This window comes from Ruegeria sp. AB8 (genome assembly GCF_056542605.1).
Window position 1 is genome coordinate 155,003 of the sequence record NZ_JBQGAB010000005.1, and the last position, 15,270, is coordinate 170,272.

The 15,270-nt window shown below is 58.7% G+C and carries 13 protein-coding genes; 7 read left to right on the forward strand and 6 right to left on the reverse strand.

Annotation, left to right across the window (positions count from 1 at the left end):
* Positions 1-26: 26 nt before the first annotated feature.
* The 4 genes from ACR0CG_RS07235 (at position 27) to ACR0CG_RS07250 (ending at position 7,028) form a co-directional block, all read left to right on the forward strand.
* The gene (locus ACR0CG_RS07235) at positions 27-2,507 is read left to right on the forward strand and encodes a heavy metal translocating P-type ATPase (RefSeq protein ID WP_480523744.1); all 2,481 of its coding nucleotides are present in this window, start codon (positions 27-29) and stop codon (positions 2,505-2,507) included.
* The gene (gene cueR / locus ACR0CG_RS07240) at positions 2,504-2,893 is read left to right on the forward strand and encodes a Cu(I)-responsive transcriptional regulator (RefSeq protein WP_480523746.1); all 390 of its coding nucleotides are present in this window, start codon (positions 2,504-2,506) and stop codon (positions 2,891-2,893) included. Before ACR0CG_RS07235 ends, cueR begins: the two co-directional genes overlap by 4 nt.
* Before the next feature lie 100 nt (positions 2,894-2,993).
* The gene (locus ACR0CG_RS07245) at positions 2,994-3,866 is read left to right on the forward strand and encodes an NAD(P)-dependent oxidoreductase (RefSeq protein ID WP_480523826.1); all 873 of its coding nucleotides are present in this window, start codon (positions 2,994-2,996) and stop codon (positions 3,864-3,866) included.
* Positions 3,867-3,965: 99 nt separating this feature from the next.
* A complete protein-coding gene (locus ACR0CG_RS07250) occupies positions 3,966-7,028 on the forward strand; it encodes an aminotransferase class III-fold pyridoxal phosphate-dependent enzyme (RefSeq protein ID WP_480523748.1) in 3,063 nt (1,020 codons plus the stop codon).
* 112 nt (positions 7,029-7,140) lie between these two features.
* Here ACR0CG_RS07250 and ACR0CG_RS07255 read toward each other — a convergent pair whose 3' ends face one another.
* Both ACR0CG_RS07255 and hemP read right to left on the reverse strand, forming a co-directional pair.
* Positions 7,141-7,479: a hypothetical protein gene (locus ACR0CG_RS07255; protein ID WP_480523750.1), complete on the reverse strand. Its 339-nt coding sequence runs from the start codon at positions 7,477-7,479 to the stop codon at positions 7,141-7,143.
* A 74-nt stretch (positions 7,480-7,553) separates the two neighbouring features.
* Positions 7,554-7,721 (reverse strand): hemin uptake protein HemP, encoded by a 168-nt coding sequence (gene hemP, locus ACR0CG_RS07260; protein WP_170615874.1) that lies wholly within the window; start codon positions 7,719-7,721, stop codon positions 7,554-7,556.
* 223 nt (positions 7,722-7,944) lie between these two features.
* Here hemP and gph point away from each other — a divergent pair, with 223 nt between their 5' ends.
* The gene (gene gph, locus ACR0CG_RS07265; protein ID WP_480523752.1) at positions 7,945-8,619 is read left to right on the forward strand and encodes a phosphoglycolate phosphatase; all 675 of its coding nucleotides are present in this window, start codon (positions 7,945-7,947) and stop codon (positions 8,617-8,619) included.
* A gap of 536 nt (positions 8,620-9,155) precedes the next feature.
* A complete protein-coding gene (locus ACR0CG_RS07270; protein WP_480523754.1) occupies positions 9,156-10,016 on the forward strand; it encodes a DUF5672 family protein in 861 nt (286 codons plus the stop codon).
* 59 nt (positions 10,017-10,075) lie between these two features.
* Here ACR0CG_RS07270 and rfbA read toward each other — a convergent pair whose 3' ends face one another.
* From rfbA to rfbC, 4 genes are read right to left on the reverse strand one after another with little or no spacing between them, the layout of a single operon-like run.
* Complete coding sequence (gene rfbA, locus ACR0CG_RS07275) at positions 10,076-10,948, reverse strand: glucose-1-phosphate thymidylyltransferase RfbA (RefSeq protein ID WP_480523756.1); 873 nt, start codon at positions 10,946-10,948, stop codon at positions 10,076-10,078.
* Positions 10,945-11,799: a dTDP-4-dehydrorhamnose reductase gene (rfbD, locus tag ACR0CG_RS07280; RefSeq protein ID WP_480523758.1), complete on the reverse strand. Its 855-nt coding sequence runs from the start codon at positions 11,797-11,799 to the stop codon at positions 10,945-10,947. The genes rfbA and rfbD overlap by 4 nt, the downstream gene beginning before the upstream one ends.
* A complete protein-coding gene (rfbB, locus tag ACR0CG_RS07285) occupies positions 11,796-12,845 on the reverse strand; it encodes a dTDP-glucose 4,6-dehydratase (protein ID WP_480523760.1) in 1,050 nt (349 codons plus the stop codon). The genes rfbD and rfbB overlap by 4 nt, the downstream gene beginning before the upstream one ends.
* Positions 12,842-13,408, reverse strand: a complete 567-nt coding sequence (gene rfbC, locus ACR0CG_RS07290) for a dTDP-4-dehydrorhamnose 3,5-epimerase (protein WP_480523762.1) — start codon at positions 13,406-13,408, stop codon at positions 12,842-12,844. The genes rfbB and rfbC overlap by 4 nt, the downstream gene beginning before the upstream one ends.
* 239 nt (positions 13,409-13,647) lie before the next feature.
* Here rfbC and ACR0CG_RS07295 point away from each other — a divergent pair, with 239 nt between their 5' ends.
* On the forward strand, positions 13,648-15,183 hold the full coding sequence (locus ACR0CG_RS07295; RefSeq protein WP_480523764.1) for a formylglycine-generating enzyme family protein: 1,536 nt from the start codon (positions 13,648-13,650) through the stop codon (positions 15,181-15,183).
* Positions 15,184-15,270 lie beyond the last annotated feature (87 nt).

Here is a 15,270-nt window from a genome sequence, read left to right on the forward strand (position 1 = left end):
GAAGAACTTATGTCGGGACGAGTCGGATGGCTGAACTGAAAACACTGCAACTCAGGATCACGGGCATGGGATGCGCTTCCTGTGTCGGACGTGTGGAAGCGGCGCTGCGGGGTGTTTCCGGCGTCACTGACGCTTCTGTCAATTTCGCAACGGAAACGGCACAGGTTTCAATCGAAGGCCCCTTGGCACCGCTGGTTCAGGCGTTGGTTAGCGTTGGATACCCTGCGGCAACCCAGCAAGCGACGCTGAGAATCGAGGGGATGAGTTGCGCTTCATGCGTGTCCCGGATTGAACGGGCCTTACTGGCCAGCCCCGGTGTCATTGATGCGCAGGTCAACCTGGCGACCCAGACAGCACTGGTCTCGTACCTCGAAGGGACGACGACCCCCGAGGCACTGGCGCAGGTGTCGGACGGAATCGGGTATACCGCGCATGTCGACCAGGGGAATGCGCCTGATCCCAAGCCCGCCGATAAATCGGACGAGTTGAACGTCCTCCTTCGCTCGACCCTGCTGGCGGCGGTTCTGGCATTACCGGTTTTTGTGCTTGAGATGGGCGGGCACATGGTCCCTGCCTTCCATCATTGGGTGCAGGCAAATATCGGCGCGCAAACCAGCCACATGATCCAGTTTCTTCTGACCGCGGTTCTGCTGGTTGGCCCCGGTCGTGTCTTTTATGCAAAAGGCGTCCCATCCCTGCTACGTGGCGCGCCCGATATGAATGCGCTGGTTGCTCTCGGCACAGGCGCGGCTTTTCTTTATTCAGTCATCGCCACCTTTGCGCCCGGAATACTGCCGCAAGGAACGGCGAATGTTTATTTCGAAGCGGCCGCCGTCATCATCGTGCTGATCCTTTTGGGACGCCTGCTGGAAGCGCGCGCCAAGGGTCGAACAGGTGCCGCGATCCGCAGGCTGATTGGATTGCAGCCCAAAACGGCGCGGGTTGAAAGGGACGGCATGGTCGCAGACCTGCCCGTCGCAGACATTGTGGTGGACGACATCCTGCAAATCCGCCCGGGCGAGCGCGTTCCGGTGGACGCCGAAGTGCTGGACGGCACGTCGTATCTGGACGAAAGCATGATCACCGGCGAACCGGTGCCGGTCGGGAAATCCGCCGGAGACACCGTGGTGGGCGGCACGGTCAACGGCACCGGTGCGCTGCGCGTCCGCGCCATACGCGTGGGGGCGGACACCGTGCTGGCCCAGGTCATACAGATGGTTGAAAAGGCGCAGGGCGCGAAACTGCCGATTCAGGGTCTTGTCGACCGCATAACCTATTATTTCGTTCCTGTGGTCATTGCGGTGGCAGTTCTGACAATCATGCTATGGCTTGTTTTCGGCCCCGAACCCGCACTGCCCCTGGCGCTGGTTGCGGGCGTTTCGGTGCTGATCATAGCCTGCCCCTGCGCGATGGGGCTGGCAACGCCGACCTCAATCATGGTCGGCACCGGGCGCGCGGCCGAATTGGGTGTTCTGTTCCGCAAAGGTGATGCTCTGCAGCAATTGCAGCAGGCGCAGGTCATCGCTTTTGACAAAACCGGAACCTTGACGTTGGGCCGGCCCGAGCTTGACGGCATTATCCCGGCCAACGGATTTGACCCGAAAAAAATGCTGCGCCTTGCCGCCGCGCTTGAGGCACGGTCCGAACATCCAATTGCCACCGCGATCACAAGGGCCGGTCCATCGGATTTGCCTGAGCTGTCCGGGTTTGAATCGATGACCGGGCTTGGCGTACGCGCCGAGGTCGAAGGACAGGACGTCATGATCGGCTCAGCGAAGCTGATGATGCAAAACGGAATAGACATTGACGATCTGAGGGCCGAGGCGGACAGGCGCGCGGCATCGGGGGCCACGCCCTTGTATGTTGCCATTGACGGCGCGGCAGCGGCCATGCTTGCCGTATCCGATCCGGTCAAGCCGGGAACAAAAGAAGCGTTGGCGCAGCTTCGCGATATGGGGCTGAACCTTGCAATGATCACAGGCGACAACGCCCGCACCGCGCAGGCGCTGGCCGATGAGTTGGGCATTGACCATGTCGTGGCCGATGTTCTGCCCGATGGTAAACTTTCCGCGATCACCGAACTGCAGGACAGTCTTGGCGTGGTGGCCTTTGTTGGCGACGGGATCAACGATGCGCCGGCGCTGGCTGCTGCAGATATCGGCCTTGCCATTGGTACGGGAACGGATGTGGCAATCGAGACGGCAGACGTCGTTTTGATTTCCGGCGATCTGCGGGGCGTCGTGAACGCCTTGGAAATCAGCCGCCGGACTATGCGCAACATCCGCCAGAACCTCTGCTGGGCCTTTGGCTACAACACGCTGCTGATCCCCGTCGCCGCGGGTGTTTTGTTTCCGTTTGGCGGGCCGCTGCTGTCCCCTGCGCTCGCGGCGGGGGCGATGGCCTTGTCCAGCGTCTTTGTTGTGACCAACGCACTGCGTTTGCGGCGGGTGAGCGTCAGCGCGCCCGTACCCTCTGCAATCCCAACAGCCCAATCGGTGACACCATGAATATCGGAGACATTGCCAGCCAGACCGGTCTGCCCGCCAAAACCATCCGGTACTACGAGGATATCGGACTGATCAGGCCCATGCGTGATGACAACGGCTATCGCAGGTTTCGCGAACAGGACGTGCACAAGCTGATCTTTCTTGGTCGCGCCCGTGCATTGGGCTTTACGATCGGCGATTGCAGGACGCTGCTGGCCCTTTACGAAGATGAGACCCGCGCCAGTGCTGATGTCAAAAAGGTCGCGCGCGATCACCTGGCGCAGATCGAAATCAAGATTGCGGATCTCAACGCCATGCGTGACACGCTAAGCCACCTGATTGATGCCTGCGCCGGAGACAATCGGCCCGACTGTCCAATCCTCAGCGATCTGAGCCGCAAAAGCTGACACGGGGTTGCCCTTTGCCCGCAGCTTTGCTTTGTCTCTGCTGAACATTCCGGCCCGCCACCAGACGGATGCAGGGCCGGACAGCTGGGAGGATCACCTGATGGCAAAACTCGCGTTCCTAGGTCTTGGAGTCATGGGTTATCCCATGGCTGGCCACCTGCAGGCAGCAGGGCATGACGTCACCGTTTACAACCGCACCGCAAAACGGGCCGAGGCCTGGGTTGATCAGCACGGCGGCGCAATGGCGGAAACCCCGGCGGAGGCTGCGCAAGGCGCGGAACTGGTCTTTGCCTGTGTGGGCAATGATGACGACCTGCGCGCGATCTGCACCGGCGAGAACGGCGCTTTTGATGGCATGTCGCAAGGTGCCGTCTTTGTCGATCACACCACGGTATCCGCCAAAGTGACGCAAGAGCTTGCCTCGGTTGCGGATGATAGGGGATTTGCCTTTGTGGACGCGCCCATTTCGGGTGGCCAGTCGGGCGCAGAGAACGGCGTTCTGTCCATCATGTGCGGCGGTGCGCAAAACGCCTATGACAAGGCCGAGCCGGTCATGCAGGTCTATTCGAAGATATGCCGCCGCATCGGCGACAGCGGCGCGGGCCAGTTGACGAAGATGAGCAACCAGATCGCCATCGCCGGTGTTGTGCAGGGGCTGAGCGAAGCCCTGCACTTTGCCGAGAAAGCCGGGTTGGATGGCCGTGCCGTGATCGAAGTGATCAGTCAGGGTGCTGCCGGAAGCTGGCAGATGGAAAACCGGCACGAAACGATGCTGGACGATCATTTCGACTACGGGTTCGCGGTGGACTGGATGCGGAAAGATCTGGGTATTTGTCTGGACGAGGCAAACAGGAACGGCGCGTCGCTGCCGCTGACGGCATTGGTTGATCAGTTCTACAAGGACGTTCAGAAACTGGGCGGCGGGCGCTGGGACACCTCTTCCTTGATCAAACGCTTGCGCGCGCTGGACTGAAGGCAAGGCGGCTGCCCCGTTTTGCCGTAAGCGGCAGTTCACCCCCGAGATATTTGGGCACAAAAGAAGAGATCGGCTTTGGGAAAGGACACAAAGCGCATGAATGATCTGACGCAATTCTGGGCGGACGCGCTGCGAGCGACCTGGGGGATCGAAGCGAGGCTGACCCGGCTGGACGGCGAATACGATCTGAACTTCCTGGCCGAAGCCACCAACGGACGGGACTACGTTCTCAAGGTGATGCGGGCCGGGTGTGAGGCCGAGTTTGTGGACCTGCAGGTTCAGGCATTGCGCCATATCTCATCCGAGGCCCCCGGCCTGCCGATGCCGGCGGTCATCCCGGACCTGACCGGTGGATTGCTGCCCGAAATCCCTGACGATCAGGGGCAGCCGAGACTTGCTTGGTTGTTGGAGCGTCTGCCGGGCCAGTGCTACGCCAAGGCCGCGCCCAAAACCGACGAGCTGATCATGAAGTTGGGCCGTGTTCTTGGAGCGACGGATCGAGCTCTGGAAAAGTTCGATCATTCAGGGCTGAGCAGGGACAATTTCAAATGGGATCTGACACAGGCCGGGTGGATTTCCGGCAGGCTTGAGGTTGTTTCGGATCCCAACCGACGCGCGTTGCTGACCGAAATCTGTGATGGGTTCCATGAGGTATCCGGCAGGTTGGCTGCGATGCCCAGGCAGGCCATCCACAATGACGCAAACGATTACAACATTCTTGTTGAGGGTGAGCTTGGACAACGCCAGAAGATCTCGGGCCTGATTGATCTGGGCGACATGTGTGCAGCGCCGCGTATCTGTGACCTCGCAATTGCCGGGGCCTATATTGTTCTGGATCATCCCAGGCCTGAACGCGCCCTGACGGCGCTGGTGCGTGGCTATCACGCCGCCAACCCGCTGCGCACCGACGAAGTCGACCTGATCTGGCCGTTGCTGCGGATGCGTCTGGCGGTGTCCGTCGTGAATTCGACTCTGATGGCGGCTGAAAACCCGGATGATCCCTATGTCACCATCTCGCAGGCTCCGGCCTGGCGGTTCCTAGAGAACACATCCGTCAATGGCGGTCTGATGCCCGCCCGCCTGCGCGCGGCCTGCGGGCTGCCGGTCACGGACGGGGCCGAGCGTATCCACGCCTATCTGTCCGACCACCGCGGCCAGTTTGCGCAGATGTTCGGGCAGAATCTGGCGGATGTGCCGATGGGATCGCTTTCGGTTGAAAATTCGACATGGCCGCAGAACCCGTTCCACATGCCTCTGGAAGAGGCCGCCCGCGTGGGCGCCGAGTTCGGCGATGGCCTGTGGCTGGGGTATTACAACGAGCCGCGCCTGATTTATGCCGAGCCCGGTTTCCGTAAGGGGTCTTGGAAGGCCTCGGACCGGCGGACTGTTCATCTGGCCGTTGATGTCTTCGCGCCCGCCGGAGCCGTGCTGTATGCTCCGATGAGCGGACGTGTTGAAGTGGTCGAGAACCGCGATGCCCATCTGGATTACGGCGGCGTTGTGATCCTGCATCATGAAACCCCTGAAGGCGATCCGTTCTATACCTTATATGGTCACCTGGACCCCGAGGTCTGCGCGCGGCTCAAGCCGGGCGATCCCGTCGCACAGGGCGCGGCCTTTGCCCGCCTAGGGGATGCCAGTCAGAATGGAGGCTGGGCCCCTCATGTGCATTTCCAGTTGGCCCTGACCACCGCCGGGATGCAGGCGGACTGGCCCGGTGTCGGCGACCCGGACGAGATGTATCTGTGGCACGCAGTATGCCCGAACCCTGCGGCAATACTGAACCTGCCGGACGACAAGGTGTTTTATCGCCCGACCGACAAACAGGCGATCCTGCGCGGGCGCCAGGACCATTTTGGTGGCAACCTGTCGCTGACCTATGACGATCCGGTCATGCTGGTTCGCGGCTGGAAGCATCATCTGTTCGACGAGTGGGGCCGCCCCTATCTGGACGCCTATAACAACGTCCCCCACGTGGGCCATGCACATCCCCGCATTCAGGCGGTCGCAGCGGACCAACTGAAGCGGATGAACTCGAACACGCGCTATCTGCACCCGGCCCAAACGGCATTTGCCGACAAGATTCTGTCGAAGTTGCCGGATCACCTGGAGGTCTGCTTCTTCGTGAACTCGGGGACCGAGGCGAACGAACTGGCCCTTCGGCTGGCGCGAGCGCGCACAGGGGCAAAGGGGATCGTAACGCCGGATCACGGCTACCACGGCAACACCAATGCGGCTGTGGCGATCTCGGCCTACAAGTTCAACAAGCCCGGCGGCGTGGGGCAGGCGGATTGGGTCGAACTGGTCGAAGTGGCCGACGACTATCGCGGTTCATTCCGACGTGACGATTCCGACCGTGCCGCGAAGTTCGCAGACTTGGTGGACCCCGCAATTGCCGCATTGCAGGCCAAAGGACATGGGGTTGCTGGCTTCATCGCGGAAACCTTCCCATCGGTCGGCGGCCAGATCATTCCACCCAAGGGCTATCTTCCGGCCGTTTACGAAAAAATTCGGGCCGCAGGTGGCGTTTGCATTGCGGACGAAGTGCAGACCGGCCTTGGCCGGCTGGGCGAGTATTATTTCGGCTTTGAACATCAGGGGGCACTGCCCGACATCGTTGTCATGGGCAAACCCATCGGCAATGGCCATCCGCTGGGCGTTCTGGTCACGACCAAGGAAATCGCGAACAGCTTCGACAATGGCATCGAGTTCTTTTCGACTTTCGGCGGTTCGACCCTGTCCTGCCGGATTGGGAAAGAGGTGCTGGACATCGTCGATGACGAGGGATTGCAGGACAATGCCCGGAATATGGGTGTACGCCTGATGGACGGCCTGCGCGGGATTGAGGCTGATTTTGGCTGCGTCGGAGATGTACGCGGGATGGGTCTGTTTCTGGGCGTCGAACTGATCAACCCTGACGGATCGGAAGGAACCGAGATCTGCAAGTTCGTCAAGAACCGGATGCGGGATCATCGCATTCTGATCGGAAGCGAGGGTCCAAAGGACAATATCCTGAAGATTCGCCCGCCGCTGACGATCGAGGCTGAAGACGTGGACATGATCCTTTGGGCCTTGAGAAGCGTTCTGAGCGAAGTGGGTGATTATGCACCCACCCCAGTCTGCGATCACGACCACCATGTTGGTTGCAGTTGCTGCTGAATTCAGAAGAACCCCACTGCGCAGCGCGGGGTTCTCTCATCATTCGGTCTCTTTCAATGTAAAATAGCTGCCGGGGTATGATGCCCCGTGTTGGGCAACGGAGCCGAGATGGTCATTCGGCGCAGCGCCAGCCCAAATTCTTCGGACAGACAGACAAGCGCCGGTGCAAATCCGGCCTGATGATAAGCGAGGCCATCATCATCGCATCCTCTCGCGCCCCTTCGGATGCGGCAGCAATCATCTGCGCAAAGCAGTTTTCGTCCGCACCCAGGCATGCGCAGTTCAGGCCGTGACGTATCAGAGGTCGGCGCCCATGGTTGGCGCAAAGCGAGCACAACCTGTCCAAGGTCAGCATTGCGGCGCGACCGTGATCATTACCCAAAGCGATTTCAAAATCGCTTGCGGCATCAGCGCGGCCGTTGGCACCGTTTCCCCACAGCCGGAGATACATGACGGCTCCTGCCTCAACCGGGCTCAGATCTGCCAAATGTCCAACCGTTGCCCCGCCGCGCGAGGACTGCGCGCTCATTTCGTGAGGATCAGCTTGCCGGCACGGGTGATGCGCAGCGTGTAAAGCTGGTCCCCCAACTCGATATGAGCCAGATTTCCACCCTTGGTCAGGTCTTCCGCCTTATGAGCAGGCAACATGGAAACGGCATAGGCCTGGCTTGGATTCGGGTTCTGCATGTTCATCGGGCAACTCCGGATAGGTTTTGGCAAATCGCCTTGATCTGATTGCGTTTTTCAACGATCTGGCTGACCCGGAGCCGGGTTGGCTGACTGTCTACGCCTTAATCTGATTATTTTACTCAGGTTTGTCAAGCATGTGCCTTCACATTTCCGAATAACTGTTTGATTGCGTCGGGCCGGGACACCGGGTAGGTCTTGGAACGCATTGATACCGGTGGACATTTCTGTGACTGCAACCCTTGTATTCGATCTGGATGGAACCCTGCTCGACAGCCTCGCCGACATTGCGGCGGCGGCAAACCGAATGCTGGATGATGTCGGTCATCCACCGTTGGAACAGAACACTATCCGGCAATTCGTTGGAAACGGCCTTCCCAAACTGGTCGAGCGGGTCATCCATCATTGCGGCCTTCCCCTTGAACAGCACTCGGACCTGACACAGAGAACTCTGGCCCACTACAACGCCGCCAGCAGCGTCCACACCGTTGCGTATCCCGGCATGATCCAGGCGCTGCATGCGCTCAGCGAAATGGGCTGTGCGATGGGTGTATGCACCAACAAACCCGAACGGCCCGCCCGGCACATCCTGGAAGCGCAGGGAATGTCAGGTTTCTTTGATGCTGTTATCGGCGGCGATACCTTGAACATACGCAAGCCCAATCCGGCCCATCTTAATGCCTGCTTCGAAGCCCTGCCCGACACAGGACCGCGGCTGTTTGTCGGAGACAGCGAAGTTGACGCTGAAACGGCGCGCCGCGCGCAGGTGCCTTTTTTGCTTTTCACCAATGGTTACCGGAAATCGGCCATTTCGGACATTCACCATGATGTGGTGTACAACGATGCATTGGAACTGCCCGCGCTTGTCGCGCGGTTGGCGACTGGTCAGGCCGGAGATCTGTAAACTTTCCTAAAAGGGGTAAGGGGCCGGCCGAGGGGGTAAGTAGCCAGCCCCTTCTTGGGGGAAAAGTGGTTTGGTCTGTTTAGACCCGGTATCTGAAATACATAATTAACGATTCGCGGCTGACAGCGATATTGGGGGATTCCCGTAGGACCCAGTTTTCACGCCCATGAACGCCGATTTTCCTGACAGAATGCGGCCCGACAATTGGTAGGCAAAGCCGCACGTACTTGAGTGAATCTGGCCTGGATTACCCCACTGGATTGGCTGGATGCGCCCCGCGGGCAAAGATCGGATTGACACCTCAGCCCAAATCATGAATGTGCGACGGGGTTACAAGACAACCTGAGGGTCATGGCGTCAGCATCACCTGTCACGGCAGGACAAGCGCCGAGTATCGTTGGCAATCAATTGCGGTGCTGTTAGATTGAGAGCAGAAACGAAGAAAATTTCGCTCAACCTGACAGTTTGGCTGAATCGTGTATCGGCCCACTAATATTGCAAGATTACAAATAGTTGGCCTATGAAGGGGCGAATTCATGAAAGTGCCGCACAGTTCAGACGCAGGAAACACTTCTGGCTGCTGCAATGTTGTCGTGCCCGTTCACCGGGAACTGACGGACACGGAAATGGCGGCCCTTCTGCACAATGTCAGGATTCTGAAATCGCACGATGTCACCATTCTGGGGCCAGACGCTCTGTGCGATTACCTTGACAACACGGTCACAAAAAACGTCCTGCGGGAAACGGAAGGAACAGCGCGGACTCTTTGCCTGTCCGATTCCCATTTTGTCAGCATCGACTCGTACAACCAACTGATGATCAGTCAGGAGTTTTATGACAAATTTGCTGATTATTCTTACATCCTGATTTGTCAGGTCGATTGTCTGATCATTCAGGATCATCTCGATTCCTGGACCGCGCATGGATATTCCTTTGTCGGAGCGCCGGTTTTTGACGGGTACAGCCAACCAAACCTGCCGTATGACTTCACGGGTGAACTGAACGGTGGATTGTCCCTTCGCAAAATCAGCGATTGCCGTAGGGTGACGCATGAGGCGCTTTTCCTGACTTGCGCAGGTGCCGTCAGAATAGCCAACAAGGTTGGTGCCGTGGCCCTGGCAAACCTAGTGCTTCGTCTGTTCGGAAAAACAATTATTCCCGTAAAACCCAGCGTGAACGAGGATGTGATCTGGACAAACCTGGTGCCGCGCTATTTCAGCGGGTTTACAATTCCCACTCCGATTCAGGCGTCGCGGTTCGCGTTTGAGGCGGCCCCGGAATACCTGCTGGAATGCAACGACGGGAAGCTGCCATTTGGCTGCCACGCCTTCCAAAGATATGGCAGCACGTTCTGGCGCAAATATTTCCCAGACGAGTATTTCAGCGCCGACCGGTAATCCGGCCCGCGCAATATTCACCAGTCTCAAAAAAAACCGCGGATCGGAACCCGGTGGGACTAGTCCACTAGGTTGCGCAGGTATCTTCCGTATGCCGTTTTCCGAAATAGTTTCGCGCGTTTCAGAAGCTGCTCCTGCGAAATCCAGCCGTGTTCGAACGCAATCTCTTCCGGGCACCCGACCTGCTGACCTTGTCGGTTCGACAACGTGTGCACGAAGTTTCCGGCCTCAAGCAATGACGCATGTGTGCCGGTGTCCAGCCAGGCATAACCGCGCCCCATCTGCCTGACGCGCAATGTTCCGTCGTCTAGGTACGTCTCAAGCAGAGACGTAATCTCAAGCTCTCCGCGTTCCGACGGCTTGACCTGCCGCGCGCGCTCTGGCGCGGTACCGTCCAGAAAATACAGGCCCGTCACGGCATAGTTCGACGGCGGCACTTTGGGCTTTTCAATGATGCTCTGCACTGCGCCGGTCGCATCAAAGCCAACCACGCCATAACGTTCCGGGTCGGCCACGCGATAGCCAAAAACGGTTCCGCCTGTGCTTTGCGCATCGGCCTTTTGCAGTTGGGTCGGCAGACCATGGCCAAAGAAGATGTTGTCCCCCAGCACCATCGCCGACGGCGCGCCGTTCAGAAATTCTTCGGCCAGCAGATAGGCTTGCGCCAGACCGTCCGGCGACGGCTGGGTGATGTAGGTCAGTTCCAGACCCCACTGGCTGCCATCCCCCAGCGTGCGCTGAAACTGGTCCTGATCCTGGGGCGTGGTGATGATGCAGATCTCGCGGATTCCCGTCAGCATCAGTACCGACAGCGGATAATAGATCATCGGCTTGTCATAGATCGGCAGAAGCTGTTTGGACACACCCATCGTGATCGGGTACAGACGGGTGCCCGAGCCGCCGGCCAGAATGATACCTTTACGGTTCGTCATGATGAAATCTCTTTGCTGTTCAATACGTCGCGCAGGCCGGCCCGCCAATCGGGGCGTTCCAGACCGCAGGCAGACAGGCTGCTGCAGTCCATTCGCGAATTCAGGGGCCGTTTGGCCGGAGTAGGATAGTCAGAGGTCGGAATACCAGTAACAGTCACGGACCGACCGGCCTGCGAGAAAATCTCGCGCGCAAATCCGGCCCAGCTGACGTCCGGTGCACCGCCAAAATGCAGGGTTGCGCTGTCCATCTCACCAGCCATCAGGCAGTCGGCCAGACGCAGGCAGGCCCGCGCGATGTCCGCAGCCGGGGTCGGGCCGCCAATCTGATCGTCTACAACGTTCAGCGCATCCCGGGTTTCAGATAGGCGCAGCATGGTTTTGACAAAGTTGTTGCCATGGGCCGAGAACACCCACGAGGTGCGCAATATGGCGTGACGGCAGGTGCTGGCCCGGATCGCTGTTTCACCAGCCAGCTTGGTGCGGCCGTAGGTGTTGATTGGATTCGTGGCATCTTCCGGTTGGTGTGGTGCCTCACCCGAGCCGTCAAAAACGTAATCGGTCGAGATATGCACCAACGGAACACCCAGCGCTGCACAGGTCTGGGCAATGGCCCCAACCGTCGTGCCATTGACGGCCATTGCCGTCTCGGCCTCATCCTCAGCCCGATCCACAGCGGTATAGGCTGCGGCATTGATCACCGCTTGCGACCGGTGCGTTTCGATGGCGGCCTGGCACTGTTCCGGGTTGGTCAAATCCGCTGCATCGCGGCCAAGAAACACGATCTCGCGCTGGCCCGCATTCAGGGCGATTTCCTGGGCGACCTGCCCGGTTTTTCCAAAGACAAGGATCATTTTCCCGTCCCCAGTCGCTGGCCAACGCCGTCGCGGTTTTGCAGCGCGCGCCACCAGTCTTCGTTGTCCAGATACCACTGGACGGTTTTTTCCAGCCCTTCCTCGACGGTTACGGACGGGCTCCAACCCAACTCATTGCGAATGCGGGTCGGGTCTATGGCATACCGTGCGTCATGGCCGGGGCGATCGGTTACAAAGGTGATCTGGTCTGCGTAAGACCCGCTGTCTTTTGGACGTTTGCGGTCAAGGATTTCGCAAAGGGTTTTGACCAGTTCCAGATTGGTGCGCTCGTTTTCGCCGCCGATGTTATAGGTGCGGCCCACCTGCCCCTTTTGCACCACCAATAGAAGCGCATCCGCGTGATCTTCCACGTACAGCCAGTCACGGATGTTAGAACCATCCCCGTAGATCGGCAGTGGCTTGCCCGCCAGAGCATTGAGGATGATCACGGGGATCAACTTTTCAGGAAAATGGAACGGCCCGTAATTGTTAGAACAATTGGTCAGCACGACCGGCAGGCCGTATGTTTCGGCCCAGGCGCGAACAAGGTGATCGCTTGCCGCTTTCGAAGCGGAATAGGGCGAGCGGGGGTCGTAGGACGTCTCCTCGGTGAACTGAACCTGCGGGTCAGCAGGTAGCGAGCCATAAACCTCATCCGTCGAGATGTGGTGAAACCGGAACGCCTCGGGCTGACCCATGTGTGTCCAGTATGCTCTTGCAGCTTCGAGCATCTGATAGGTGCCCGTGATGTTGGTTTCGATAAAATCGCCCGGCCCGTCGATCGACCGGTCAACATGGCTTTCCGCCGCCAGATGCATGACCGCGTCCGGCTCATGTTCTGCAAACACCTTGTCCAGGGCTGCGCGGTCTCGAATATCGGCCTGTACAAAACCGTAGTTAGGGTGGTTGGTCACACTGGCCACGTTTTCAAGACACGCCGCGTATGTCAGCGCATCCAGGTTGACCACGCTGTGGCCGTCACGAATAGCCTGACGTACTACCGCGGATCCAATGAACCCGGCCCCGCCGGTCACGAGAATTTTCATTTCTGACCTTCATATACAAACGGATTGTCCAAAGCCGCCAGTGTCACGGCCGCTTCATCCTTGGCGCTCAGCACAGGATCAATTTCCAGCTCCCAGTCGATACCGATATCGGCATCGTCGAACCGGACCGAGCGGTCGCAGTCCGGGGCGTAGTAGTCCGAACACTTGTAGACGATCTCGGTGTCCGGCTCACGGGTGACGAAACCATGCAAGAACCCAGCTGGAATTAGCATCTGTTTGCCATTTTCGGCGCTCAATTCGACACCCACCCATTTTCCGTAGGTCGGGCTGCCCTTGCGAATATCGACGACCACATCCAACAACCGCCCACGTCCACAGCGCACCAGCTTATCCTGCGCATGAGGCGGAGTTTGCATATGCAGCCCGCGCAGCGTTCCCACAGTTGCAGATACCGAATGATTGTCTTGTACAAAGTCAAAGTTCAGCCCCGCATCCTCCATGCGCCTCCTACTCCAGCTTTCGGAAAAGAACCCACGATTATCGCTAAAGCGTGCTGGCGTAAGGATTTTCACACCCTCTATTGAAGTATCTTCTATCTGCATTGAGAAAACTTCCTGCCGTTTCAATCGCAAATGCTCGGTTTGTCGGTTGCCCACCCTCTAACCCGCCTGATGTGGAATTACCACCACGCGAACGCGATTCCGGCAAGAACCGCCGGACTGCATCAGTTGCAATCTGTTTCATCTGTGCAAAACTGTCTCCTGCCCGATGCCGGGTGGTTACAGAATTTTGGGGAGTTCCGATTTTGCCCGTATCTGCTCGACTGAGCCTGTGTTTTTTCATGGCTTGGCTGTCTTCGGCTTGGGCAAGCGACGCCCCTTGGCCCCCAATTCTGATCGACCCGTCCAGCCAGGAGCACGGTCCCGCAGATCTGATCTTACCGATGCCTTGTGGCGGTGGCATGGCCTTTCAGAAAGTCAACGTGCCGGTCGATATCGCCCGCCCGTTGTCGGACCGACCCTTTCGTATGGGGCAGTCTGATGCCGATACCGCTTTTTCGGACTACCTCAAGCCCACCTATCTGCGCGGGGCATTCGACGACCCCGAAAACAGTGTCAGCTACTATTATATTGCCCGGTACGAATTGAATGAGGCTCAGTACCGCGCCATCAACATGAATTGCGACGGCGGCTTCAAACCGGTCGAAGCCCGGGCCAAAGGCGGATTAAGTTGGTTCGAAGCCATTGATCTCTCGCGCGCCTATTCCGAATGGCTGATGCAGAACGCCCGCGACAGCCTGCCCCGGCAGGGTGACCGCACCGGCTTTCTGCGGCTGCCGACCGAACCTGAATGGGAATATGCCGCCCGTGGTGGCGCAAAAGCCGACGCCTCGGTATTTGCCGCCCGCAGGTTCTTTTCCGAAGGGACGTTGTCCGATTACGCCGCCTATCTGGCGCCTGGCAGCGGCAGCACCAAGCTCAGCATCATCGGAGCGCGGCGCAAACCCAACCCGCTGGGCCTTCTGGATATCTATGGCAATGTTGAGGAGTTGATGCTTGAACCGTTCCGCCTGAATGCCATCGGGCGCAGTCACGGCCAGTCTGGCGGACTGGTCACGCGTGGCGGTTCGGTCGATCAGGAAGACGCGCAAATCTACACCGCGCGCCGTAATGAATACCCGATGTACAGCAGCCTGAATGGTCAGGCTCTGGCCGGCGAGTATTTTGGCGTCAGGCTGGTCATCAGTGCCGCCGTGGTATCCGAAGACCGCTATGACGCGATCCGGGATGGCTGGACGCAAGAGGCTGATCGGTCCTCGGAAGAGCAATCTGACCCACTGGCGACCCTGAACGCGCTGCTGGAAGAGGAAGTGGACCCCCGCCGCAAATCTGCCTTGGGCGATCTTCAGCTGGAATTTCGCATCGCGCGGGAACAGGCGGCGGAATCCCTGTTTCAAGCCGCAAAATCCACGCTTCTGAGCGGGGCAGCTTTCGTGGAGACCTTGATCGAAGGCAGCCGCGAAATTCAGCAACTGGAACGGGACAGCCTGCGCCTGCTGGACACGATCAAGGTCACGGTCGGCAATCAACGAACCCAACTAATGCAGACATTGAACCTGAACCTCGACCGGCTGGATGCCTTGCGGGCAAGCCGGGATACGTACTTGCTGTCTTACCGGGCAACGCTTGAGACCTTGGGTTCCGACGTCGAAGCAGAAATCCGTGAACGCGCCTATGAAGGGCTGGCGCAGGATCTGGCCCAGGCGGAACAGGCGCAGCTTTTGACAATGCTCAACCGGTTCTGGACGGATATGGGGCTTTATCTTGAAGAACCGGACATGGAGAAAGATCAACTGCTGCTGATCGCTATTCAGTAGGGTGAACCTGTGCGGTTTGTGGACCCATTCATTTGACTGAGCAGCCCCCGCAAATCTTAATGACCAAAAGCTATTTCGGGCAAAAAT